This is a genomic window from Alicyclobacillus hesperidum subsp. aegles (assembly GCF_027923525.1).
GTDB classification, from domain to species: Bacteria; Bacillota; Bacilli; order Alicyclobacillales; family Alicyclobacillaceae; genus Alicyclobacillus; species Alicyclobacillus aegles.
On the sequence record NZ_BSBJ01000007.1, the window covers coordinates 20,913 to 44,559 of the forward strand.

General features: G+C 56.4%; 21 protein-coding genes. 2 read left to right on the forward strand and 19 right to left on the reverse strand.

Translation table 11 applies throughout. From position 1 onward, the window contains the following. Positions 1 to 6: 6 nt before the first annotated feature. The 5 genes from QMF38_RS05570 to QMF38_RS05590 form a co-directional block, all read right to left on the reverse strand. On the reverse strand, positions 7 to 1,155 hold the full coding sequence (locus QMF38_RS05570) for an NAD-dependent epimerase/dehydratase family protein (RefSeq protein ID WP_040289435.1): 1,149 nt from the start codon (positions 1,153 to 1,155) through the stop codon (positions 7 to 9). Positions 1,156 to 1,279: 124 nt separating this feature from the next. After that, a complete protein-coding gene (gene asd / locus QMF38_RS05575) occupies positions 1,280 to 2,017 on the reverse strand; it encodes an archaetidylserine decarboxylase (protein WP_281758887.1) in 738 nt (245 codons plus the stop codon). Positions 2,018 to 2,198: 181 nt separating this feature from the next. Continuing rightward, on the reverse strand, positions 2,199 to 2,399 hold the full coding sequence (locus tag QMF38_RS05580; RefSeq protein WP_100218627.1) for an alpha/beta-type small acid-soluble spore protein: 201 nt from the start codon (positions 2,397 to 2,399) through the stop codon (positions 2,199 to 2,201). Between the two features lie 78 nt (positions 2,400 to 2,477). Continuing rightward, on the reverse strand, positions 2,478 to 4,523 hold the full coding sequence (gene recG / locus QMF38_RS05585; protein ID WP_281758888.1) for an ATP-dependent DNA helicase RecG: 2,046 nt from the start codon (positions 4,521 to 4,523) through the stop codon (positions 2,478 to 2,480). A 24-nt stretch (positions 4,524 to 4,547) separates the two neighbouring features. After that, complete coding sequence (locus QMF38_RS05590; protein WP_006446902.1) at positions 4,548 to 4,904, reverse strand: Asp23/Gls24 family envelope stress response protein; 357 nt, start codon at positions 4,902 to 4,904, stop codon at positions 4,548 to 4,550. A gap of 176 nt (positions 4,905 to 5,080) precedes the next feature. Here QMF38_RS05590 and rpmB point away from each other — a divergent pair, with 176 nt between their 5' ends. Next, positions 5,081 to 5,272 carry a 50S ribosomal protein L28 gene (rpmB, locus tag QMF38_RS05595; RefSeq protein ID WP_040289405.1) on the forward strand — a complete coding sequence of 64 codons (192 nt, stop codon included), beginning with the start codon at positions 5,081 to 5,083 and terminating at the stop codon, positions 5,270 to 5,272. Between the two features lie 89 nt (positions 5,273 to 5,361). Here the strand turns inward: rpmB and spoVM are convergent, their stop codons facing one another. The 14 genes from spoVM to QMF38_RS05660 all read right to left on the reverse strand — a co-directional run bounded on the left by spoVM (position 5,362) and on the right by QMF38_RS05660 (position 21,681). Continuing rightward, positions 5,362 to 5,451 (reverse strand): stage V sporulation protein SpoVM, encoded by a 90-nt coding sequence (spoVM, locus tag QMF38_RS14795; RefSeq protein WP_074693176.1) that lies wholly within the window; start codon positions 5,449 to 5,451, stop codon positions 5,362 to 5,364. A 157-nt stretch (positions 5,452 to 5,608) separates the two neighbouring features. After that, positions 5,609 to 6,274, reverse strand: a complete 666-nt coding sequence (gene rpe, locus QMF38_RS05600) for a ribulose-phosphate 3-epimerase (protein WP_281758889.1) — start codon at positions 6,272 to 6,274, stop codon at positions 5,609 to 5,611. Next, positions 6,271 to 7,149 carry a ribosome small subunit-dependent GTPase A gene (gene rsgA / locus QMF38_RS05605; protein ID WP_281758890.1) on the reverse strand — a complete coding sequence of 293 codons (879 nt, stop codon included), beginning with the start codon at positions 7,147 to 7,149 and terminating at the stop codon, positions 6,271 to 6,273. Before rsgA ends, rpe begins: the two co-directional genes overlap by 4 nt. A gap of 13 nt (positions 7,150 to 7,162) precedes the next feature. Continuing rightward, positions 7,163 to 9,271, reverse strand: coding sequence for a Stk1 family PASTA domain-containing Ser/Thr kinase (pknB, locus tag QMF38_RS05610; RefSeq protein WP_281758891.1), 2,109 nt, complete (start codon positions 9,269 to 9,271; stop codon positions 7,163 to 7,165). Then, complete coding sequence (locus tag QMF38_RS05615) at positions 9,268 to 10,029, reverse strand: Stp1/IreP family PP2C-type Ser/Thr phosphatase (protein ID WP_281758892.1); 762 nt, start codon at positions 10,027 to 10,029, stop codon at positions 9,268 to 9,270. Before QMF38_RS05615 ends, pknB begins: the two co-directional genes overlap by 4 nt. A gap of 37 nt (positions 10,030 to 10,066) precedes the next feature. After that, complete coding sequence (gene rlmN, locus QMF38_RS05620) at positions 10,067 to 11,113, reverse strand: 23S rRNA (adenine(2503)-C(2))-methyltransferase RlmN (protein ID WP_058094000.1); 1,047 nt, start codon at positions 11,111 to 11,113, stop codon at positions 10,067 to 10,069. 13 nt (positions 11,114 to 11,126) lie between these two features. After that, on the reverse strand, positions 11,127 to 12,476 hold the full coding sequence (rsmB, locus tag QMF38_RS05625; protein WP_281758893.1) for a 16S rRNA (cytosine(967)-C(5))-methyltransferase RsmB: 1,350 nt from the start codon (positions 12,474 to 12,476) through the stop codon (positions 11,127 to 11,129). Further along, positions 12,460 to 13,416, reverse strand: a complete 957-nt coding sequence (gene fmt / locus QMF38_RS05630) for a methionyl-tRNA formyltransferase (protein WP_281758894.1) — start codon at positions 13,414 to 13,416, stop codon at positions 12,460 to 12,462. The genes rsmB and fmt overlap by 17 nt, the downstream gene beginning before the upstream one ends. Next, positions 13,416 to 13,916, reverse strand: a complete 501-nt coding sequence (def, locus tag QMF38_RS05635) for a peptide deformylase (protein WP_006446893.1) — start codon at positions 13,914 to 13,916, stop codon at positions 13,416 to 13,418. The genes fmt and def overlap by 1 nt, the downstream gene beginning before the upstream one ends. A gap of 34 nt (positions 13,917 to 13,950) precedes the next feature. Then, positions 13,951 to 16,371: a primosomal protein N' gene (gene priA, locus QMF38_RS05640; RefSeq protein ID WP_281758895.1), complete on the reverse strand. Its 2,421-nt coding sequence runs from the start codon at positions 16,369 to 16,371 to the stop codon at positions 13,951 to 13,953. Further along, on the reverse strand, positions 16,368 to 17,585 hold the full coding sequence (gene coaBC / locus QMF38_RS05645; RefSeq protein WP_281758896.1) for a bifunctional phosphopantothenoylcysteine decarboxylase/phosphopantothenate--cysteine ligase CoaBC: 1,218 nt from the start codon (positions 17,583 to 17,585) through the stop codon (positions 16,368 to 16,370). Before coaBC ends, priA begins: the two co-directional genes overlap by 4 nt. An 88-nt stretch (positions 17,586 to 17,673) precedes the next feature. Beyond that, complete coding sequence (rpoZ, locus tag QMF38_RS05650; RefSeq protein WP_006446890.1) at positions 17,674 to 17,880, reverse strand: DNA-directed RNA polymerase subunit omega; 207 nt, start codon at positions 17,878 to 17,880, stop codon at positions 17,674 to 17,676. A 131-nt stretch (positions 17,881 to 18,011) separates the two neighbouring features. Next, complete coding sequence (locus tag QMF38_RS05655) at positions 18,012 to 18,890, reverse strand: YicC/YloC family endoribonuclease (protein WP_281758897.1); 879 nt, start codon at positions 18,888 to 18,890, stop codon at positions 18,012 to 18,014. A 70-nt stretch (positions 18,891 to 18,960) separates the two neighbouring features. Continuing rightward, positions 18,961 to 21,681: a calcium-translocating P-type ATPase, SERCA-type gene (locus tag QMF38_RS05660; RefSeq protein WP_390854104.1), complete on the reverse strand. Its 2,721-nt coding sequence runs from the start codon at positions 21,679 to 21,681 to the stop codon at positions 18,961 to 18,963. Positions 21,682 to 21,827: 146 nt separating this feature from the next. Here QMF38_RS05660 and QMF38_RS05665 point away from each other — a divergent pair, with 146 nt between their 5' ends. Further along, positions 21,828 to 23,618: an Rqc2 family fibronectin-binding protein gene (locus QMF38_RS05665; RefSeq protein WP_281758899.1), complete on the forward strand. Its 1,791-nt coding sequence runs from the start codon at positions 21,828 to 21,830 to the stop codon at positions 23,616 to 23,618. The last annotated feature ends 29 nt before the right edge of the window (positions 23,619 to 23,647 follow it).

Genomic DNA, 23,647 nt, shown 5'->3' on the forward strand with positions numbered 1-23,647 from the left:
TATAGGTTACCTCCAGGTCGCATTCGGACGAATGACATTGAAATCAACGCGCTCGCGATAGCGTTGTGCGGTCTCGATCAACTCGCGAATCATCTCATCAGACAACAGGTGTGGTTGCAGTCCGAGATCGAGCAATTTGGTGTGCACAGCATGATAATAGTGCTCTTCCTTCTCGACGCGCGGATTCGGCAGGTGTGCAATCTTAGCGTCAAGCCCCATCTCACCGGCGACACGCTGTACGCGTTCGGCTAATTCGAGTACCGAGAACTGCTCGGTAAACTGGTTAAAGACGCGGAATTCACCGCGATCCGCAGGATGTAACGCGGCGAGTTCAATACATTGTAAAGTGTCGCGAATATCGAGAAACGCACGCGTCTGACCGCCTTTCCCATAAACGGTCAAATCGTGACCGACGGCCGCTTGGATACAAAACCGGTTCAACGCGGTGCCAAACACACCATCGTAATCGATACGATTATACAACTGCTCGTCCCGTTTGGTCTCGGCTGTCCACAATCCGTAGACAACACCTTGGTTCAAGTCGGTTGCACGAATGCCCCACGAGCGGCAGGTAAACATGATGTTGTGGCTGTCATGCACCTTTGACAAGTGATAGAACGAAAACGGCTGTTTCGGATACGGAAGCACGTCCTCGCGACCCTTGTGCTGGATGCGGATGTAACCCTCTTCGATGTCGATGTTCGGCGTCCCGTATTCACCCATTGTACCCAGCTTAATCAGGTGGCAATCAGGTGTATTCTCCTTCATTGCGAACAGCACATTCAGCGTCCCGACCACATTGTTGACCTGGGTGAACACGGCGTGTTCGCGATCAATCATCGAATACGGGGCAGATCTCTGTTCAGCGAAGTGAACAAATGCCTCAGGTTGGAAGTCTCGAAAAACATGCTCGACAAATTCGTAGTTCTGCAAGTCACCGAAGTAGAACTTGATGTCTTTGCCGGAAAGCTGCTTCCATGCAGCCAGGCGCTCTTCCATCGTAGCAATGGGCGTTAACGACTGTGTCCCGAGTTCTTTATCCCATTCGCGACGAACGCAGTTGTCCACGATGGCAACCTCGTGCCCCCGCTCGGAAAAGTGCAGGGCCGTAGGCCACCCACAGAATCCGTCACCGCCGGCAATCATAATTTTCACGTTGATCATTCACCCCAACATTCAGTTAGACGCAAATCACTTCTTTACCAATGTACAAGTTTTCAGCATGCCCGGCAAGTATACGGGGAATCGAACCGATGGCGCAAGTGTTGATTTATCGCTTTTAGCGTTGGCATAGCCCAATCGTCTGTCCCATCCGAACACAGTCCCCGAATTGTACCGTCCACTCCACGCGGGCATCCGCAGGAAAAAGCACAATAACCGTGGATCCGAGTGCAAAGTAGCCGAGTTCATCTCCCTGTTGAAAACAAGTCGTCGCGCCTAGACGAAGTGAACCGCGCCTATGTCCATCTGCTTCTGCATAGTGCAGACATATGGTACGTACTCCAGCCGCCCCTACCATAACGAGAGCAAACCTGCCGATGGGCGATTGAAAATATGTAATTGTTCGTTCGTTTTTAACGAATAATTGATCAATGTGTGCCACCGATAATGCGTTCACAGGAAAAAGAGTGCCAGGAACATGCACGAGGCACTCCGGAACGCAATCAAGCGGTGCATGTACCCGATGATAATCTTTGGGGCTCAAATATATCGTCGCGTATTGGCCGTCGACAAAATTTGCGGCAGATTCTTCATCCTGCAGTAAGTCAACCAGGCTGTAGGGACGGCCTTTCACCTGCAGAAGTTGCTTGTCGGATAGTCTTCCAATCTCGCTGACACAGCCATCGACAGGGGAAATGACACCTTCCTCAATCGGTCTTGCGCCAGTCTTAAGCGAGCGGGCGAAAAAATCGCCCAAGCAGGCAAACTCCGACAAGGCACATGACAAATCGTCAAGATCGACTTTGTAATGGCGAACAAACCACGGGATGGCACGACGGCTTAACCGGGTTCGCACAAACCACCTTACGCATGCGGTATACGTTCGCTTCGGAAATGCGTGCAATGCCGCTTTCACAATATGGATACGCCATCACCCTTCATCATGTCGTCGCCAAATCCTATTGTAGACACTTCACTCCCAAAAGAAAAAGAGCCAGCCGACAATTCGGCTAGCCCTTCTTCTTGTTGCTCAACGGTTAGCGGCCTGCGAGCTGTTGCTCCGCGAATGCCACCAAACGCTTCGTGATTTCACCACCGACCGAACCGTTCTGACGAGCGGTCGTTTCGGCACCGAGTTGCACGCCGAATTCGGAAGCGATTTCGTACTTCATCTGGTCGAGTGCACGGCTTGCGCTTGCGATCAAGACTTCGTTGCTGCCGCTTTGATTCGCCATGATGTGTTCACCTCCTCTTGCGTGGTACACGTAGTATGTTCGACAAGGGAGGATTTATAATTGCCACTTACGCCCAACGCCTTAATCGCGGTAGACCGTTTCCTCAACGGGCACCTGAACAGCTTCCCGCAGCGCTTCAGTCGCGGGCGAGTACCAAAACGAGTCAGATGCTAGCAGCCGTGCTGCCTCATCACGTGCCACCGACATCATCCGCTGGTCCTGAACGATATCGCCGACAGCAAACTGTGGTAAACCACTCTGGCGAACGCCTAAAAACTCACCCGGCCCGCGCAATTCCAAATCGCGCTCCGCAATGCGAAAACCGTCCTGTGTATCCAGCATCGTCTGAATTCGGGCATGCGCCGTTTCGTTGTTCGCTTCGCTGAGCAAAATACAATAGCTCTTATGTGATCCACGTCCAACGCGGCCACGCAACTGATGAAGCTGTGCCAAGCCAAACCTTTCCGCGTTGTAGATAGCCATGACCGTGGCGTTTTTTACATCGATGCCAACCTCGATCACTGTGGTTGCAACAAGTGCATCGATCTCTCCGTCACGAAACGCCCGCATGATCCTATCCTTTTCATCGGCAGCCATTTTGCCATGTAAAAGACCCAGTCGAAATCCCACCAGCTCCTCGCTTAGCTTATCGAATACGTCGAGCAAAGCGGTAAAATCCACGGTCTCCGACTGCTCAATAGCTGGCGTTACAATATACGCCTGACGGCCCGCAGCCAGTTCCCGCCGGATGAAGCGAATAGCCTGTGCTTCTTGATGCTTGGAAAGCGCGATTGTCTCAATCGGCTGACGGCCTTTCGGCAGCTCGTCCAACAATGACACGTCCATGTCACCGTACACAGCCAATGCCAATGTACGTGGAATAGGTGTCGCCGAAAGCATCAAAACGTCCGGGGACGCCCCTTTACTGCGCAGGGCAGAGCGTTGCGATACGCCAAACCTATGTTGCTCGTCGGTCGCGATAAGGCCTAAATTGCAAAACGTGACATCCTCTGTAAGTAAAGCGTGTGTGCCAACAACCAGATGGATTGCACCGCACGCCAAACCTTCAAGAATCTCTCGTCGCGCCTTGCTTCCGACAGATCCGGTTAACAATCGGATGGAGATACCAGCGCTTGTAAGCACGCGTTCAGCCTCTCGCGCATGTTGTTCCGCCAAAATTTCTGTCGGTGCCATCAGGGCAGCCTGAAAACCAGCCAGGTAGGCAGCGTAACACGCGAACAGCGCAACCCATGTTTTACCCGAACCGACATCGCCTTGTACCAATCGCGCCATGGCACGGTCGGCCTGGAGATCGTGAAGAATATCCATACACGCCCGTCTTTGCGCATCTGTGAGTGGCGCAGGAAGGAAACGGGCGAAGCGGTCGACAGCATCATCAGGTACGCGCCGTGCAACGCCGGCGGATTCCTTCCGGTGCATGCGAAACCAGTGTAGTTGAATTTGAAACAATAGAAACTCTTCAAATGCCAAGCACCGTCGAGCTTGTCGCAAATCTTCGGCCGAACGAGGACGATGCATGGCGACGACCGCATCGCGATGATTCCATAGCCTATATTTCTTTGCCAAAGCATACGGTAGGACATCCGGTAACTCGTCGGCATGCAAATCTATGGCCTTACCAATCAACTGGTGGATTTGGCGCGATCCGATTTCCTTATTGGCTCGATAGACAGGTAGCAAACCGTTGGCGCCGCCCCGTGGCTCCGCGACATCAAACGATGTTTCGGCAGCGACGATGCGCTGTGTTTTCGCATCCCATCGGCCCGTGACGATAAGCAAGCGCCCATCCGTAAGACGCGACTTAAGGTAATGTTGTGAAAACCAAGTACATAGGACAAGATGTTGACCGTCCACGCGCAAACGCGCGGTCAACATCGACTTGGCGCCACGCCAACGCACTATGGCGTTGCCGCTGACAACAGCTCTTACCGTGACTCGCGCACCGTCCTGCCACTCGGCAAGCGGTCGAATTTGCCGATCTTCGTATCGGAATGGAAAATAGTGCAACAAGTCGTGAATTGAATGAATGCCAAGAGCCGCCAAGGCATGCTCCTTGGCGGGTCCCACCCCTGGCAAGCCACGCACGCTCTGCTGTTTCAGATTCAAACCTGGCCACTCCAAAACGAAAGCTTAAAATTTAACACCTTGCACGTAGATCTGAATATTTGGCGTCTCAATTCCTGCGGTTTCAGCCAATACATACTCGACCTTCTGCCGAACCCGCTGTGCAGTTTCATAAATGTTGACGCCATACTGCACAATGATAAACAGCTCCACCTGGACGTCTTCATTTCCTACGATTCGCACTTCCACACCGCGTCCTGGATTCTCACGCCCAAACACTTCAGTGAGCCTATCTACCACCTGGCGACGCGATGCCATACCAGCAAGCCCATCGCACTCGATGGCCGCGAGCCCTGCCGTGGTGGCGATTACGTCCTCAGACACCGCAATCGTCCCGTATTGGGTATCAAACGTTTTTGGCATGGAACCCCTCCGCTCTCGGCGCGTATTTTCCTCATTGTACTATAAACGGATTCGTCCCCGGAAGGATGGTTGCGGGATCCGGGACGATATGCTAAGCTAGGCAGGGTCATTTTCGCCAAGCATGTCAACGCATGTGCTTGAATTACGGATACAGGCCTGGTGAAGGAGGTGTTCGCATGGCAAGACGGTGTGAAATTTGCGGACGCGGACCCCAAGTTGGCAACAAGGTCAGCCACTCGCACATTTTGACCAAGCGTCGCTGGCTTCCAAATCTGCAAGTGGTACGCGCGAACGTCGGTGGAACGACCAAGCGCATCCGCGTTTGTACGCGTTGCCTAAAGGCGGGCAAAGTTACGCGCGCCGTATAACTCTGAACATGAGAAAAAAGCACCTGCGAACAGGTGCTTTTTTCATGCTATGAAATTGCGCTGATGACCCACTGATGTACAGAAAGAATTCAAGAATCCTTGGTGAACGTACCCAAAACCGCTTTGACGATTCCACCTAGAAACCGCGGCAGCTTGATCGTGTAAACTTTCAAGACCACTTCCCCCCTCGTGCAACCAGCGCAACATCATCCGAGCGAGTCTGACTGCCGCAAATCCCGCTCTGCCGCTGGGCATAGGCCTGTGTCGCTAGCTATGTATATGCGCATTCTGTCGAAATGTGCCAGGACGAGCCTAAAAACCGGAGAAGCGGCTCACTTACATCGTCAAGGCCTTTGTGAGCCGTGCAACCGCGTCTGTACGATCCGAACGGTCAAACACCGCCGATCCCGCAACAAACACGTTTGCTCCCGCTTCGTAGACCTCTCGTATCGTTTCCTCATTGATGCCCCCATCCACTTCGATGAGAACGTCGCCACGCCCCAATTCAACCAATTGTCGCCGGGCCGAGGCAACTTTCGAGACCGTCGCGGGAATCAGAGTCTGCCCGCCGAACCCCGGATTCACCGTCATGATCAGCAACAGGTCCATCTCGCCCACCAAGTATGGAAGGCTGTCGAGTCCTGTTCCAGGATTCATTGCCAATCCCGCCCGCAGTCCAGAACTGCGAATCATCTGTAAAGCCCGATGTGGGTGATGAGTCGCCTCTTGGTGAATGGTGATGACGTCTGCACCAGCTTCCACGAAAGATGGAATCATAGACTCAGGCTTTTCGATCATAAGATGTACGTCAAGGGTACAACGAAACCGGCGCCGCAACGCGGACACGACGAGAGGACCCATGGTGATGTTCGGGACAAACTGACCATCCATCACATCGATATGTATCCAGTCACATCCCGCGTCGACGACGGACGCTACTTCCTTCTCCAAACATCCAAAATCCGCTGACAGAATCGATGGCGCAATCTTGGTGACATTCATGAATACTCGTTCAGCTCCTGTTCGCGAATCTCGTGGTACAGTTGGCGATACGACGTATAGCGCGACAGAGCGATTTGCGACCGCTCCACTGCATCTTTGACGCCGCATCCCTCTTCGTCTAGGTGTAAACAGCCACGATAACCACACGCTTGGGCCGGCTCGGCAAAATCCAAAAAATACTCGCGCAAATCGCGCGACGCAAGTTCAAGCTGCAGTTGACTGAATCCCGGCGCATCCGCCACCCAACTCTCCGCGTCCATTTGAAATAGTTCAACATGGCGCGTCGTCTGCTTACCGCGGCCAATCTTCTCACTGACTTCACCTGTTTGCAAATGTAAACCGGGCAACAAGGCGTTCGCTAAGGTTGACTTGCCTGCTCCAGATGGTCCCGCAAAGACACTTATGCGACCTTTTAAGCGAGCGCGGACCTGGGCGACGCCGGAGCCAAATTTGGCCGCAATAGCGTACGTTTCATAGCCGATGCCGCGATAAAGTTTAACAATTTCCTCGACGCGTTCGGACACAACAAGATCGGACTTCGTCAACACAACTGTCGGCTCGACGCCTGCTAGAGCGGCGGCGACGAGCGTCTTGTCAAGCATGTATAGGTTTAAATCAGGCGTGACGAAGGAACAAGCCACGACGACGTGGTCGACGTTGGCAATGGGCGGTCGCACCAACTCGGTCGTGCGCGGAAGGACCTCGCCGATCACGCCCTCGTTGCTACCGATCGGTTCATAAAGGACCCTGTCGCCGACAAGTACCGTCGTGCCACGCTTTTTGAACACACCGCGCGCGCGACAGCGACGAACTTTTTCACCGTCTTGAACATCGAAGAAACCACTGATAGCCCGAATCACGCGTCCTTCCGCCACAGCGCCCTCCTCATTATCCCTGTACAGGGTAGTCGCGAACCAGTTGCCCGTTTTCGTACACTTTGACGTCGCCTTTTTCACCTGGCGTCAGATAGAGTACTTCCTGCCACGAGGTGTGTCGACGAATTCGCTGATTGACAACCACTTGCCCAGTTCCACGCGCGTCGTCGATCATAATTTCCACGTCAGTCGGCGGGCCTTTCGGCGGATCGACGGTCACCTGTACACTGTGCGGTTGCTCATCTAAAGCGTTCGCCACAGCGTTGTTGGTGGGAGGTGTTGTCGCATTGCCAACGCCGTTGCCTACGGAATTTCCAACACCATTACCGAGCTCTGTACCATTGCCAGTGCCATTCGTACCTGCAGAGTTTCCTGTGGGGTTCCCACCCGCTCCCTGATCCGAGCTGTTCGAGTTCGAGGTGCTATTGTCCGGTGCAACAGACGGATTGCTGACGACGTACATATTGATGGTCGATCCCGCAGGTACAGAATCACCCTCAATATACGGGTACACATACGACACCAGCGGATCCTGATTTACCAGATTGCTTGGCGTTACGCTACCTACAGTCAGCCCGGCGGCTTGAATCGCCGCTTCCGCCTGCTGTAGTGGCAAGCCAACCAGTTTCGGCACCGTGACATATTTCTCCTCACTCACGGTGAGGGTGATTTTTGCATTTAACGGTACCGAAGTTCCGGCTGCCGGATTGCTCGAGATGACTTGACCCGATGGCACTGTCGTGCTCTGTTCCGTCTGCTCCGTGATGTTGTTCGCCGAAAATCCAGCACTGATCAGCGATTGCTTTGCTTGATCGAACGGTTCGTTGGTCACGTCCGGCATGGCCACTTTCGGCGCGCCTTGACTTACATAAAGGGTAATATCCCGCGTCTTTTTGACCTGTGTCCGTCCAGGCGGCGATTGTTCATAGACGATCCCGGTCGCTTCGTGCAAATTTGGCTCCAGCTTTTCAACGATTTGATTTCGCGAAAAACCCGCTGCTTCTAGCGTAGAGACCGCTTTTGCTGCGGGTTTACCGACGACAGAAGGCACTTCTACGTTCGGCACTGTCATCAAGTTTGTAACCAAGACGATGGCGGCGTATCCGCCAAGGCCGAGTGCAGCGACAGCTAATACCGCGATACCGGTCACCATGCTGATCCGCTTCCAGCGCGGCATCTTGGGCTTGGACTCCTGTGTCCCAGCGTTCGCCAGCTTGTCGCCCATATGCTCCCCCATTGCCGGTATCACGATGGTCTTGTCATCGCAGTCAAGCGTTGGCTCAAACTTAGGAACGTTTGGATGTTCCAAAGCCGTATCGAGATCGGCTTTGACTGCAGCCATATTGTCATATCGGCCTTCCGGAGCTTTTACCAGACAGCGAAGAATGATATTTTCCACACTCTGTGGAATCGATTTATTCAAGTCTCGCGGTTCGACAAACGGCTCACGCAGGTGTTTTAAAGCGACGCTGACCGGGGAATTCCCGTCAAATGGAAGTTTACCCGTCAACATCTCATACATCACAATACCTAGCGAATAAATATCGCTCTTTGCCGTGGTCGGCGCGCCACGAGCCTGTTCCGGGGAAAAGTAATGCACGGACCCTAAGACCGACGTCGCCTGTCTGTCCGCGATTGTGTGTCCAGTCGCTGCACGTGCAATACCGAAATCGGCCACCTTGACCTGCCCGTGGCGGTTCAACAGGATATTGTGCGGCTTGATATCGCGGTGGATGACGTGCAAATCGTGCGCATGTTGCAATGCAGAGCAAATCTGCTTGCTGATATCGATGACCTCGTCCACGGGCAATGGCGCCCGCTCGATAATCACGTCCTTCAGTGTCGGTCCATCGACGTACTCCATGACGATGTACTGCTCGCCTTCCGAGATTCCCACGTCGTACACGTTGACGATATTTGGATGCGATAGCCGCCCTGCCGCTTGCGCCTCTTGCCGAAAGCGGCGGACGAATTCTTCGTCCTCGACAAATTGGCTGCGCAGCATTTTAACCGCCACAACGCGATCCAAGAGCGTATCGACCGCGCGATAGACGACTGCCATACCGCCGTCGCCAATCGTCTCCTCCAGTCGATAACGGCCTCCAAGAATGCGCGAGGTCATTTGTTGCCAGCCTCCTCTCGGTTCACCGCGACAAGAACCGTCACGTTGTCCGTACCGCCGCGCGCCAGCGCCGCTTGAATCATCGCGTCGACCACTTGCTCCAAATCTACAACCGTTGCGACCGCGCGAGCGTCTTCCATGAACGACCGAATTTCGTCATCTGCAACATGATTGGTCAAACCGTCTGAACACAAGAGCACCACATCGTCAGAATGCCAGGGATATAAATTTAAATCCGGATGGCTGTGCGGTTCTGTGCCGAGCGATCTCGTCACGATGTTTCGCTGAGGATGGTGTTTTGCCTCTTCCTGTGTCAGTTGCCCGCGGCGCACCAACTCTGCAACCAGGCTGTGATCATCGGTCACCTGGCTGAACTCGGAGCCGGATAGCATATACGCCCGGCTATCGCCAACGTGGGCAATGTATAGCGTACCAGGCTTTGCAAACGCGCAGACAATCGTTGTGCCCATTCCGCGGTAACTAACGTTTTCGCATGCCTGCTGATAAATCGCAGCATTGGCTGTAGCGAGTGCCGAGAGTAGAATCTCGCCCGGATCGCTATCTGGGCGCAGATGCTCGCGCACGTAGAGCCCTACGCGCTCGATGGCCAACCGACTGGCAACGTCCCCCGCCTGCGGACCACCCATCCCGTCCGCGACGACGAATAGCTCTCCTGTGGCGAGCTCTGGCAGGACAGAGAAGCCATCCTGGTTCATGGTTCGAACGAGACCAATGTGCGACTTCGCAGCATACAACATGCCAACACCTCAATACTCAAACCAAACGAGCGCTCGATCACGCTCGCCGATTCATATGTTGAGCGCGCAACTGGCCGCACGCCGCCGCGATGTCATGTCCCATTTCGCGTCGGATCGTCGCGTTGATGCCCGCTTCTTGCAATGCGTTCCAAAATGCGTAAATCTGTTTCTTTTCTGTACGCCGATATTCGCGCTCCGGTACGTAATTGACCGGGATTAGGTTGACGTGGCAAGGCAGGTCGCGAATTAACTCGGCTAACTCTCGCGCACACGCAAGACTATCATTTTGTCCCGCCACGAGTGCGTATTCAAAAGAAATGCGCTTCCCTGTTTTTTGATAGTAATAATGACATGCTTCCATCAGCTTGGCAATCGGGTATGCCTTGTTGACCGGCATCATTCTGCCCCGTAGCTCATCGTTTGGCGCGTGCAGGGACACCGCGAGCGTGATCGGCCGCCCTTCGTCAGCCAGCCGGCGAATACCAGGTACAAGGCCCACGGTTGAAATGGTAATGTGACGCTGGCCGATATTGAGTCCATGGGCATCGCTGACAATATCGATAAAGCGCATGACGTTGTCATAGTTGTCCATAGGCTCACCGGATCCCATCAAAACGATGGAAGATACGCGTCCGCCCTGGCCGTCGAGTAGCGATTGGCTGTACATCAACTGTTCGACCATTTCGCCAGCCTGCATCTGGCGGATCATGCCACCGAGCGTCGAGGCGCAAAACGTGCAGCCCATTTTACAACCGACCTGTGAGGATACGCACACGCTGTTGCCGTAATTGTGACGCATGAGCACCGTTTCGACGGTCACGCCATCCGGCCATTCAAGTAGAAACTTTGAGGTCGGATCGACCTTCGAATCCTGGCGGACCACTTCCTTAGCACTGCGCAAAAAGGCCCGTTCGGCCAGCGCTTCTCGCAAAGACTTAGGCAGATTCGTCATCTCTTCGAATCCAGTCGCGCGCTTTTGATACATCCACTCAAACAGTTGTACCGCACGATACGGCTTTTCCCCGAATTCGTGAGCGAGCCAGTCCTTAAGTTCGGCTAAGGTAAAGTTATACAAGTGAACCATGCATTTCACCCCCTCAATTTCGTCGCAATCTCGCCATGTAAAATCCGTCCGTCGCAAACATGTCAGGCGTCAATGTCAAGCCGACAGCAACCTGACCCGCCAAGGGTGCCGGGACATCATGCGCGATATCATCCAAGGAGACCGCCCCTTGCAGTTCATCGACCACGCCTAAGACAACCTGCTCATTTTCTTCGGGCAACAGCGTACACGTCGCATAGACCACATAGCCGCCTGGCTTGACGATCCGGCAGGCATGGCGCAACAAATCCGTCTGTAAGGCCGTCAACGCTGCCACGTCTGCCTCTGTCCGCCGTTGCCGAATATCCGGGCGACGCCGCATCACGCCAAGCCCGCTGCACGGAGCATCGACGAGCACCGCGTCATACGGCGGATTGCCAGATATATCGCGCCCGTCGCCAAGGCGTGCGCGCACACTCGTGAGATGCAGGCGCGAGCAGGCCTCCACAATCGTCTGTATCTTCGAGATGTATACGTCGTACGCGTCGATCACGCCTGTGTCGCGCATCAATTCGGCGATTTGCGTCGTCTTACCCCCCGGCGCAGCGCACATATCGAGGACGCGCATGCCAGGTTCAGGCCGCAGCAAAGGTGCGATTAACATCGCGCCTTCATCCTGTACCGTCAACGAACCATGGCGGTAAAGGTCCAATCGCTCGACGTCGATCGCGCCAGTAATCCGCAAGGCCCCGTCGTAGAGCGCTCCTCGCTCGATTTCACCGACGCCTTGCGCGGTAAGAGCCGATGCGACTGACTCGACGGAAGCTCGCAAGGGATTGACGCGCACCGCCGTCGCGCCGGGGCGATTGCCCGCCGCCAGTATAGCCTCGGCGCGCTCCCTGCCGTATGCCGCGACCAACCGCGCAACCATCCAGCGCGGATAGCTGTGCAGTAACGACAGTTGTGCGATGTCGTCACGGTCGGTTCGTCGCACATGAATCCGCGACTCCCAATCTGTCCCATCGCGCAGATAGCTACGCAAGACGGCGTTGACAAATGAGGCAGATCGCGGGTTGACTCGCTTGGCCATATCGACGGCATCGCTGGTCACAGCGTAAGCTGGGAGCCTCGACAGCCAACTGAGCTGATAGACGCTCATGCGCAAGATGGTCAAAATCGCGACTTCCACAGCTGCTAAACCCCGCCGCACGTACGGCGCGAGCAGGTGATCGATGGTCAACTGGCGCCGGACTGTTCCGTAAGCTATTTCCGTCGCCAAAGCCTTGTCGCGATCGCTCAATTCGCGCTTGGCGAGTGCGTGTTGCAAGGCCAAGTTGACATACGCCCGGTCTTTTGCCACGCGCACGAGTGCGTGGTATGCGGTCCATCTAGCTGGAGAGATCACTTGTGTCGATCCTTTCAAAAACCACAGTATCGGTGCGTAAGCCGGCGAGCCAGGCTCCAGCGCTCATCGGCCGCTTGCCCGCAGGTTGCACTTGCTCTACGACGTAGACGCCATTGCCACAAGCGACAACTGCCGTGTCACCCAAGCGGCGAGCCAAACCAGGTTCGCCTGACAGGTGGCCATCGCCGACATGACCGCGCAGGATTTTGAGTTGCCGACCATCCGGCGCGATCGCGCTGGCGCCTGGCCATGGGGCCAATGCTCGCACCCGTAGCGCAATCGCATCTGCAGCGAGCCGCCAATCGATCCACTCGTCGCTGCGCGTGAGTTTCTCTGCGTACGTCACGCCCACCGCGGGTTGTGGGATCGCCTGCAGTTCACCACGCACGTAAGCGGGCAGGATCTCCGCACACATCTGGCCACCAAGTGCGGCCAACTTGTCATGTAACTCGCCAGCCGTGGTGTCGGGTCCAATTGGCAACTCCTGCTGCGCAATCATCGGCCCCGCATCGAGTTCGCGCACCATCTCCATCAGCGTCACGCCTGTTTTGGTATCGCCGGCGAGAATCGCCCGCTGAATCGGTGCCGCACCGCGCCAGCGCGGCAACAGCGAGGCGTGGACGTTGACCGCGCCACTCTTTGCGAGTTTAAGCACTCTGTCGGGCAGCAACTGTCCGTACGCCGCTGTGACCAGAATGTCCGCATCCCACTCGGAAAGCGCGCGCACACTATCAGGGTGGCCCACTTTCTCTGGTTGCAACACGCGTAAGCCAAGTTCGAGCGCGCGCCGTTTCACCGGCGGCGGTGTCAAAAGCCGCTTGCGTCCAGCCGGGCGATCCGGCTGTGTGACCACGCACACTTCCCAGGAAAGTCGCACCAAGGCCTCAAGCGCTGGCAAAGCGAAATCTGGTGTGCCCATAAAGAGTGCGCGCACGGACATTAGGAACGCTCCCCGACCGTTGCCCGCTCAATTTGATCCGGGCGCAGGTAGTCGATAAACAGAATGCCATCGAGATGATCGATCTCATGTTGCAAGCAGCGAGCCAACAAATCGCGCCCCTCAATTTCAAAGAATTCCCCATTTCGATCCTGAGCTCGCACCTTGACATATGCCGCGCGCTCCACGATACCGGAGAGCCCTGGCAGAGACAGGCACGCCTCACGCTCATGTTGCTCACCCTCGCGCGCGATGATCTCCGGATTTACCAATTCGATCCAAGCGCGTTTCGCAAAACTATCCTCATTAGGCGCTACGTCGATGACGACCAGTCGCTTTAAAATGCCGATCTGATTCGCGGCGAGCCCAATGCCATCAGCGTGGTACATCGTCTCTGCCATGTCGTCGAGCAACTTGTGGATAGCCGGTCCAAATTGTGTGACCGGCTTGGCCTTTTGGCGCAAAGCCTGATCTTCCCCTTTGCGAATGATGCGAATGGCCATGATACGGCCTCCTTTAAAATAGAATACATGGCACTTAGCCGATTCTCTGTGCATTGACGTCGAGGCGGCAACTTCCACCCAGACGATTCATCCGTTCCTTGACTACACGATAACTTTGCGTGACGTCCTGCCCTACATCTTCCCACCGACCATACTTTAGCACAACCTGATACCGATACAGGTTGTCGATACGCCGAATTCCACTCGGCGACGCGGGCAATAGGGTCATGTAATCTATAGCACCCGAACGGCGCAACTCGCGTTCAAAGCGCATGGCCGCGCCACGTGCGACGTGTTCGGCCGGATGCGAAGCAAGAAATACAGCCAGTTCACAAAATGGCGGATACGTGAAAAACGCCCGTTGACTGCGTTCTTCGCGATAAAAGGTCACAAAATCATGCGCAGCCGCAGCTTGGATGGCAAAATGCTCAGGGCGATACGTCTGGATGAGCGTGACGCCGTCGGTTTCCGCACGGCCCGCGCGCCCCGCCACTTGCGTCAACAATTGAAACGTCCGCTCATGCGCACGGTAATCAGGCAGCGTCAACATCGTATCCGCGGCGACGACCCCAACCAAGCGCACGCGCGGGAAATCCAAACCCTTGGCAATCATCTGAGTGCCAATCAGAACGTCCGCGCGCCCGGCTTCGAAATCGGCGACGATTTGTTGCAACGCACCTTTCTTACGGGTGGTATCCACATCCATGCGCAACACGCGAAAGTCTGGCCAAAGCGTGGCGATCGCGGATTCAATTTGTTCCGTACCAATTCCGAACGCTCGCAAGGCGCGCTCGCCGCAAGCCGGACAGCAATCGCTGTACGATTGCTCGTAGCCACAATAGTGGCAGACCAGCCGCATCCCGCCATCCGCGCGATGCACCGTCAGATGGATGTCACAGTGTGGGCACTGAACGCCCTCACCACACGCGCGACACAAAGTAGAACTCGCATAGCCCCGCCGATTAAGAAACAAAATGGCCTGTAGCCCAGAGCGCACGGTTGCCTCAAGTTCTTGCTGCAGTCGCTCGCTAAATAGCGACTTGTTTCCCGCCCGCAGCTCTTCCCGCATATCGACGATTTCTACTTTCGGCAAAGGCTTGCCGTTCGCCCTCTGTGGCAATGACACCAAAGTCGCCCGCCCGTCCTCAACCTGGCGAATGGCCCACAGTGACGGCGTTGCCGATCCGAACACGACCAAGGCGTCCGCCGTTTCGGCACGCCTTACAGCAATTTCGCGAGCGTCGTAATGCGGAGCGTCCTCCTGCTTATATGAAGGCTCGTGTTCTTCATCGACGATGACCAATCCCAAATTGCGAACCGGCGCAAACACGGCAGACCGGGCCCCGATGACGATACTTGCGTCGCCGCGCAGAATGCGCGCCCACTCGTCGCGCCGCTCACCCTGCGCGAGCGCCGAATGCAAAACGGCGATGCGATCGCCAAATCTGCTGTAAAAGCGACCGACCATTTGCGGCGTCAGCGCGATCTCGGGCACGAGCAACACCGCCTGCCTGCCCTGGCGCACGACTTCGTCGATAGCGCGCATGTACACCTCTGTCTTACCGCTACCCGTGACGCCATGAACAACGGCCATGTGCGCTCCAGGTGCCTGGATCAACTGCGCCAAACGAGCGGTTGCACGAGCCTGGTGAACCGTCAACGCGGGCGCCGGACGTTCCTCGCGATCCGGCCAAATAAATCGCGAGACGGCCCGTTCGTCGACCCGCACGAGTCCGGCCTCGACAAGCGGCTGAACGGTCGTGCGCGCATACTCTTTGCGCGCCCAAGCCAATTCCCCGCTCACAGCCAACTGGCGCAACAACGCCGCTTGCCGCGGCGCACGGGTTTCGCGCGCTGCGGCCGCTTGCAGCAGTTCAGCCGGCTCCTTTGTGGCGGACAAAAACGACTGCAAGCGCGCCTGCACCTGCTCTGACACATGCAAGACGCGCTCTAAATAGCCCAGTTCAACCCATGCTTCAATTTGCTCCTTGGCGGCCGAATCAAGTTTTGCCACTGCGCGATCGTCCGGTTTCTTTTGTGCAACGAATTGCCAGGTCGACGACGCGCGTACGTCGTCAGGAACGTCCACTCCGCGTGCGGGCTGTAATTGCAAACCTCCTGTGACACGAAATGCCCCGGGCAGGATGGCCGACAAGGCCTCCGGCAAGGTCGCGGCATATCGTTCGCAAAGCCACTCGGCAAGCCGGAGTTGTTCCTCGGTCAACACGGGCTCCTCATCGACGACGGAAGCGACAGTGCGCACGCGCGACGAGACGTCCGCTTCGCTACGAACGCGCCAAATTACGCCTGCCTTCCAGGCGGACCGAAACGGCACGACCACGCGCACGCCAGGTCTTGCGTTCGACGCGAGTGCACGTGGTAAAAGATAGTCGAACCGCTTGTCCAAAAAGAGACCCGGCGCATCGATGACAACCTCTACCACAAAGTGGCTCATGCGCCTTGTTCGCCGCCCAACTGTGCGCGCAGATCCTTGATGCGCGACAAAATTTGGTCTGCCACTCGATACTTCGCCATCATCGGAAGTTCGTTGACTTCACCTGATTTGGTCAGCAATGTCACTTGATTCGTATCGACGTCAAACCCTGCCCCTGGCTTGCTGACGTCGTTGATGACAATCAGATCGAGGCCTTTCTCCTCAAGCTTTTTTCTGCCGTACTGAATCGGATCGCGCGTCTCGGCCGCAAAGCCAACAATCGTTTGTCCGCGCCGCCGTCGCTGGCTCATGATAGCGAGGATGTCTGGCGTTTCAACGAGATCAATCTGCATCAAACCTTGTGATTTCTTCCATTTGTGTTCGTAGAATACCGCCGGACGGAAATCGGCTGGCGCGGCCGCGGCGATGAGCACGTCGGCATGCTCCATGGCACGTTCTACACCTGCTAGCATTTCGTCGGTCGAGCGCACGTAGAGCATTTCGGCCCCCGGTACAGGTTGCAAATGTGTCGGGCCGCTCACGAGTGTCACTTGTGCACCACGAGCAACGGCCTGTTGCGCGATGGCATAGCCCATTTTGCCGCTCGAGCGGTTGGTCAGATAACGCACCGGATCGATATCCTCGACAGTGGGACCGGCGGTGACCACGATGTGTAACCCGGCGAGATCGCGCTCCTGATGGAGCAACGCCTCGATGACCTCGGCGATATCCTCAGGTTCCGGCATCCTGCCCTTACCCGTATAACCGCAGGCGAGCGGGCCCTCGCCAGGGTCGAGTACCAAATTGCCGCGTTGGCGAAGTGTCGCCAAGTTGGCCTGAACCGCCGGATGCTCATACATGTGGACATTCATCGCCGGTGCGATCACGGTCGGACACGTCGCTGCAAGCGCCGTCGTCGTCACCATATCGTCCGCCAAGCCATGCGCCAGCTTGCCAATCAAATTGGCGGTGGCCGGAGCGATCACGTACAGCGCGGCGCGGTCCGCGACTGCGATATGTGCGATTTCCGACGGATTCGGCTCCGCAAACGTGTCAAAGATGACGGGATGCTTCGTCAAGGCCTGCAACGTCAACGGCTGAATAAAACGCGTCGCATGCTCGGTCATCAACGCCTGCACGTCATACCCGCGCTTGACAAGCAACGAGCAAAGCGCGGCCGATTTGTACGCTGCAATGCCGCCACCGACACCGACAAGAATGGTTTTAGGTTCCATCCTCTGCCCCCCTTTAACCATGTCATCACCCATCACGAAGAGAGGCAGAACAACGCGCGGTTGCCCTGCCTCTCCCGTTGACACAAGATTAATGCGATTCTGGTTCAACCCGGCTGTAGCGAATGGTACCGTCGCTGATCTCCCACAGTGCACGGCTGACGTTGCGCGTCGTCGACGAACCCGGTTGGTTCATCGTCTCCGTCTGCAACTTACGAGCACGCTTTGCGGTCAATACCACCAGCGCATATTTGCTGTCACAGACCTCCAACAGACGATCAATAGACGGATAAATCATCGTTCGTTCACCTCAAACGGACAAGGACATGCGTAAACCTGCCCCTGTTACCTATCTACACGCTCGTATCACAAATTCAAAACTACCCATCATTGTATAACGAGTTATGCGCAAAGCCAAGTGGGGAATTGTTATTCAATATTTTGCACCTGCTCGCGCAACTGTTCGACAATGACTTTCATTTCGACCACGCGCTGTGCGATTTCCGGATCGGCGGACTTGGCGCCAATCGTGTTCGTCTCGCGGTGCATCTCTTGCACCAAAAAATCCAACCGCCTTCCCACAGGCTCCTGTTTTGCCATGGCCTCGCGAAACGCGACGATGTGGCTTTGCAACCGCACGAGTTCTTCGTCGATTGCACTGCGCTCCGCAAACAACAGGACTTCCTGCAGCATGCGGGCCGGATCGATCTCGATGCCAAGTTCGGCGATTCGCCGCGCAAGCGTCTGCCGTTTCTCCTCGACGGCCAAGGGGCCTCTGGCCTGTACGGCAGACAGGTGTGTTTCCAGCATGGCCAATTTTCCTTGGCAATTTTCAGCGAGGCGTGCCCCCTCGTCGCAACGCACCTTGACGAGTTGCGCGAGCGCGGTATCCAGCAGACTGCACAAAGCCTCGGCAATCTGCCCTTCTTCTAACTCTGCTTTCCGCTGGATCAAGACTCCCGGATACATCAACCACTCGCGCGCCGTTTGTCGCTCGGCGCGTGCACCCAGGCGCGCGACAAGCCCTTGCTCGGCTTTTAACAAAGCGTCGAGCAAGGGCCAGTTGACATCGATATCGACAGCGGTCACCGCGAAATCCGCCACGTTGACGAACACGTCGACGCGGCCGCGCGATACGGCGGTTTGCAGGCGACTGCGAAGGTTATCTTCAAACAGGGCCCATTCCCGCGGCAGACGAATGGTGAATTCTGAAAAACGGTGATTGACCGACTTGACCTCCAACGTCACGTCATATGGCCCAACCTTGCCTTGACTACGGCCAAACCCGGTCATGCTCCGAAACGCCATTTCGCTACCCCCGTCCCCATGTTCCCCAACATTCTACAATGCGCCGGGGCGGTGGGCAATTCGGCTTGCTTCAGGCAGCCATTCTGTCGTCGTTGGCTCCGCTTTTGGGGCGAAGTGCGTTGCGCCCAAGGCGGCGGATCGACAGAGCGAACGTCGGGATGGCGGCGAGCACAAGGACAATGATCCAATCGGTCAGACCCAACGGAACCGTGTGGAACGCCTTCGCGATTTTTGGCACGTAAATCGTAAAGGCAAACAACACAACCGACGAGATGACGGCCAGGATGAGCCAGATGTTCCCGAGCGGATTGCGTTTCATAATACCGCCTTCAAGACTTCTGCAGTCGAAGACGAGAATCAACTGTGCCATGGTCAACGTCGCATAGGCCATCGTTTGGGCATGTGCCAGATTTTTGTCTGTTTTCAAGGACCAAACGAACACCGCAAGCGTCACCAAACCAATGAGAATGCCGCGCGAGAGAATCTTGGTTGCCATGCCTTTGGCAAAAATCCCTTCATGGACGTCGCGCGGGCGGCGTTTCATGATATCGCCTTCCGGCGAATCCACGCCAAGCGCGATCGCGGGCAAACCATCCGTCACCAAATTGACCCACAAGATCTGTATCGGCGCGAGCGGTAGCGGTAACCCGGCGAGCATCGCAGCGAACATCGTCACAATCTCGCCAACGTTGGACGCCAATAGGTAACGAATAAACTTTTTGATGTTGTCGTAGATGCCGCGACCCTCTTCCACCGCCGCGACGATGGTCGCAAAGTTGTCATCAGCAAGGACGAGACTCGAAGCTTCCTTAGCGACGTCGGTGCCCGATTGGCCCATGGCAATCCCGATGTCGGCCTGCTTAATGGCAGGCGCATCGTTGACGCCGTCGCCAGTCATCGCGACCACATGTGCGTTTGCCTGCAACGCGCGGACAATGCGGAGCTTGTGTTCCGGTGTCACGCGGGCGTAGACGTAGACGTCGTTGACCACTTGGGCAAGCTTACCGTCGTCCATCGCGTCCAACTCGACGCCAGTCATGACTCGACCATTGGTCGGCAGAATGTCGAGTTCCTTTGCAATCGCCATTGCCGTCACCTGATGATCACCCGTGATCATCACAGTGCGGATACCGGCACTGCGCGCGGTTGCGATCGCGTCCTTCACTTCTTCACGCGGCGGATCGATCATGCCGCACAGCCCGACGAATACCAATTCTCGTTCCCACTCTGCTTCCCGCGCCGCCTCGATGCTCGGAAACTTCCGGTAGGCAAATGCCAGATTGCGCATTGCCCCTTCGGCCATCTCAAGATTGGCAGCCTGAATTTGCTTGCGCGTATTTTGGCCAAGCGATTCCTCGCGACCACCGGCGAGCACGCGGCTACAGCGCTCGAGCAATACGTCAGGCGCACCTTTGACGAACGCAAACACGTCCGTGCCTGCCTTTACCAATACGGACATGAGCTTGCGCTCCGAATCAAACGGCTGTTCGCCGACGCGCTCGTAGACGGCCGCGACATCGGAGAACCCAGCCTTGCGCGCCAGAACTAGTAGAGCGCCTTCCGTCGGATCGCCCTGTATCGCGTAGTCGACACCGCCCTCGACCTCCTTCTCGACGATTGCGGCGTTGTTGCATGCCGCTGCAATCTCGACGAGGCTCTTCAGGGCCGGTCGCTTATTCGGGTCAATTTTGTGATTGTCGATCAAAAATTCGCCGGTCTGTTGATACCCACTGCCCGTGACGGTCACATAGGTGCCATCGGCAAACAACTTCTGCACCGTCATCCGATTTTGCGTCAGCGTCCCCGTCTTGTCTGAGCAGATGACCGTCGCACAGCCAAGCGTCTCCACCGATGGCAGTTTGCGAACGATGGCGTTGCGCTTGATCATCCGCTGCACGCCCAAGGCGAGCGCAATCGTTACAATAGCCGGGAGCCCTTCGGGAATGGCAGCGACAGCAAGCGAGACGCCGGCGAGAAACATCTCGTAGAGCGCGTGACCGTGCAAGACACCAGCGATGACGACGAGTACCGTGATCCCCAGCGAAATCCAGACCAATGTTTTACCTAGTTGGTCAAGCCGCTGCTGAAGCGGTGTCAACTGTTCTTCGGACTGTTGCATTAAATCTGCGATTTTCCCCATCTCCGTGGCCATGCCAATTGCAGTGACCACGACTTCCGCCTTGCCGCGCGTGACCATGGTGCCCATGTAGACCATGTTCTTGCGATCCCCAAGGTTGCTGTTGGCTTCAATCACAGCCTTCGGGTCCTTGCTTGCCGGAACCGACTCGCCCGTCAACGCCGATTCCTCGACATCGAATGCGACGGCCTTAAGAATGCGCCCGTCTGCAGGAACGCGATCGCCGTCTTCCAGCAACACGATGTCCCCGGGCACGAGTTCCTTGGCTGGCACCTCAATCACCTTGCCGCCGCGCCGCACGCGTGCCACGGGAGCCGTCAGTTCTTTGAGCGCCGCGAGCGATCGCTCTGCGCGAATTTCTTGGACAAAGCCGAGGATACCGTTGAGCACGATGATTGCGATAATCGTGATCGCGTCCGTGTACTCGCCGAGCAAGCCAGAAATCAACGTCGCCGCGAGCAAGACCAGGATCATAAAATCGCGAAACTGGTTTAAAAACACGGTCAATAGCGAAACCTTGCTGCCTTCGCTTAGCAGGTTCAAACCGTGTGTCCGCCTTCTTGCCTCCACATCTTCGGCAGAAAGACCGTTTGCGGAGCTACCAAGCGCCTGCAAGCACTCCGCATCACTCAGCGCGTGCCAGTGCTGTTCCAACTGAGCCACCCCTTCGCCAACTTGTCTCGTAATCTCTATGCCCGGCCAAGCTGGAACATGTCCCTTGTCACGCGACAAAATATCCATCCATCTGCGCAGGCGAAGGGATTCTGCGGTATACTCCTTTTTGGAGAGGAGCATCGATCGTGGATGGACTAACCATGCGGCGTCTGGCCAACGAACTAAACAGCGCCTTGACCGGCGCGAAGATCGAAAAAATCCATCAGCCTGGCGAACGCGATCTCGTCATCTCCCTGCGCTCTCCGGGGATGGGATCGAGGCGGTTGCTCATCTCGGCTCATAAGCAGTTTGCACGTATGCACTTTTTGGCTCATGAGAAACCGGACAATCCGCCGGAACCTCCCATGTTCTGTATGCTTTTACGCAAACATCTGGAAGGTGGCAGGATCGTCGGCGTCGCGCAACAGGGATGGGATCGCGTGATTGAATTGCACGTCGAATCCATCGACGAACTGGGCGACGTGCGTGTCTATTCGCTGGTTTGCGAAATGATGGGACGGCACAGCAACATCGTTCTCTGTCGCAACCATGACGACGGAACCAAAGGCGTCATTGACGCGATTGTCCGCGTTACCGAGGCCATGTCGCGCCATCGCGAGGTGTTGCCCGGATGCGCGTACGTGCCGCCGCCTGCACAACCCAAACAGGCCATCCAGAGCTTGACGAAAGGCGCATTCGCGGCGGTCGATGCGGCCCATTGGTTGAGTCGCGCGAATGTGATGCTCGTCGTCGAACGCCTAGCCGGAGTCGGTCCTGTTTCCGCGCGCGAAATTCTATTTCGCGCAAGTCGCATGCGCGCGATGGACGCAGGCGAAGCGGTCTTCCACTGCGCCGAGGCGCTCGTGGACTGTGTCGAGCAAGCGAGCGAAAGGCCTTCTGTTGCGATTGACGAGATGGGTCGCGCCGTCGAGTGCGCCCCCTTCCTATTAACGCACCGCGATCGCTATGCCGACTGCCCGGACATGAGTGAAGCGATTCGCCGGCGTTTCGCGGATACAGGAGAAATCTTGTACCACTCCCGCTTGCAGGACGAACTGGTGCGAGTCGTCGCCGATCAAATTGACAAGTTGCGCGGCAAGCGCGTGAAGCTCGAAGCTTCGCTCGCGGATAGTGCAGACGAAGAGCGTTATCGAGTTCAGGCAGAGCTGTTAACCGCTTTCGCCTATCAAGTGCCAAAGGGAGCTTCCCGGGTCGAACTGCCGAATTACTACCGGGAGGGCGAGGTCCTTTCGATTGAACTCGACCCGGCGCTGGATGCCATCGCAAACGCGCAGCGCTACTTCAAGCTGGCGACGAAACGCAAGCGCGCGCAAACCGCGGTCGCCGCGCAAATGGCAGAAACCGAGCGGGATCTCGCATACCTGGAAGCTGTGATGCAATCGCTCGCCGATACCTCGCTCGACAACCTGGAGCAGGTCCGGCGCGAACTCATCAGCCAAGGGTTTCTCACGCCCAAAATGCAACGGCGAAAACCTGGCTCCAAACGCGGACGTGAGGCTTCGCGCGATCCGGAGGCGAAACCGGCTGCGTACCTGTCCGAGGACGGGTTCGTCATGCGCGTGGGCCGCAACAATTTACAAAACGACCGACTCACCTTGCGCACGAGTGCCAAACATGACCTTTGGCTTCACGTCAAAGGCGAGCCGGGTTCACACGTCGTCATTGAACGTGGCCAGGCCGAGTCCATTCCCGAGTCGACCATCGAGGAAGCCGCGCTACTCGCTGCCTATTTCAGCCGGGCGCGCGACTCGGCGACAGTTCCTGTCGATATCACGGAAGTGCGCAACGTCTGGAAGCCGAACGGCGCACGCCCCGGCTTTGTGCTTTACGGTCAGCAGCGAACACTGTTTGTCACCCCGGATCGCACCGAGGTCGAATCGATATTGCAGCGTCGGGCGGATACGAACCACAATTAAACCATGGCTGCTCGCCCGGACAAAGCTCA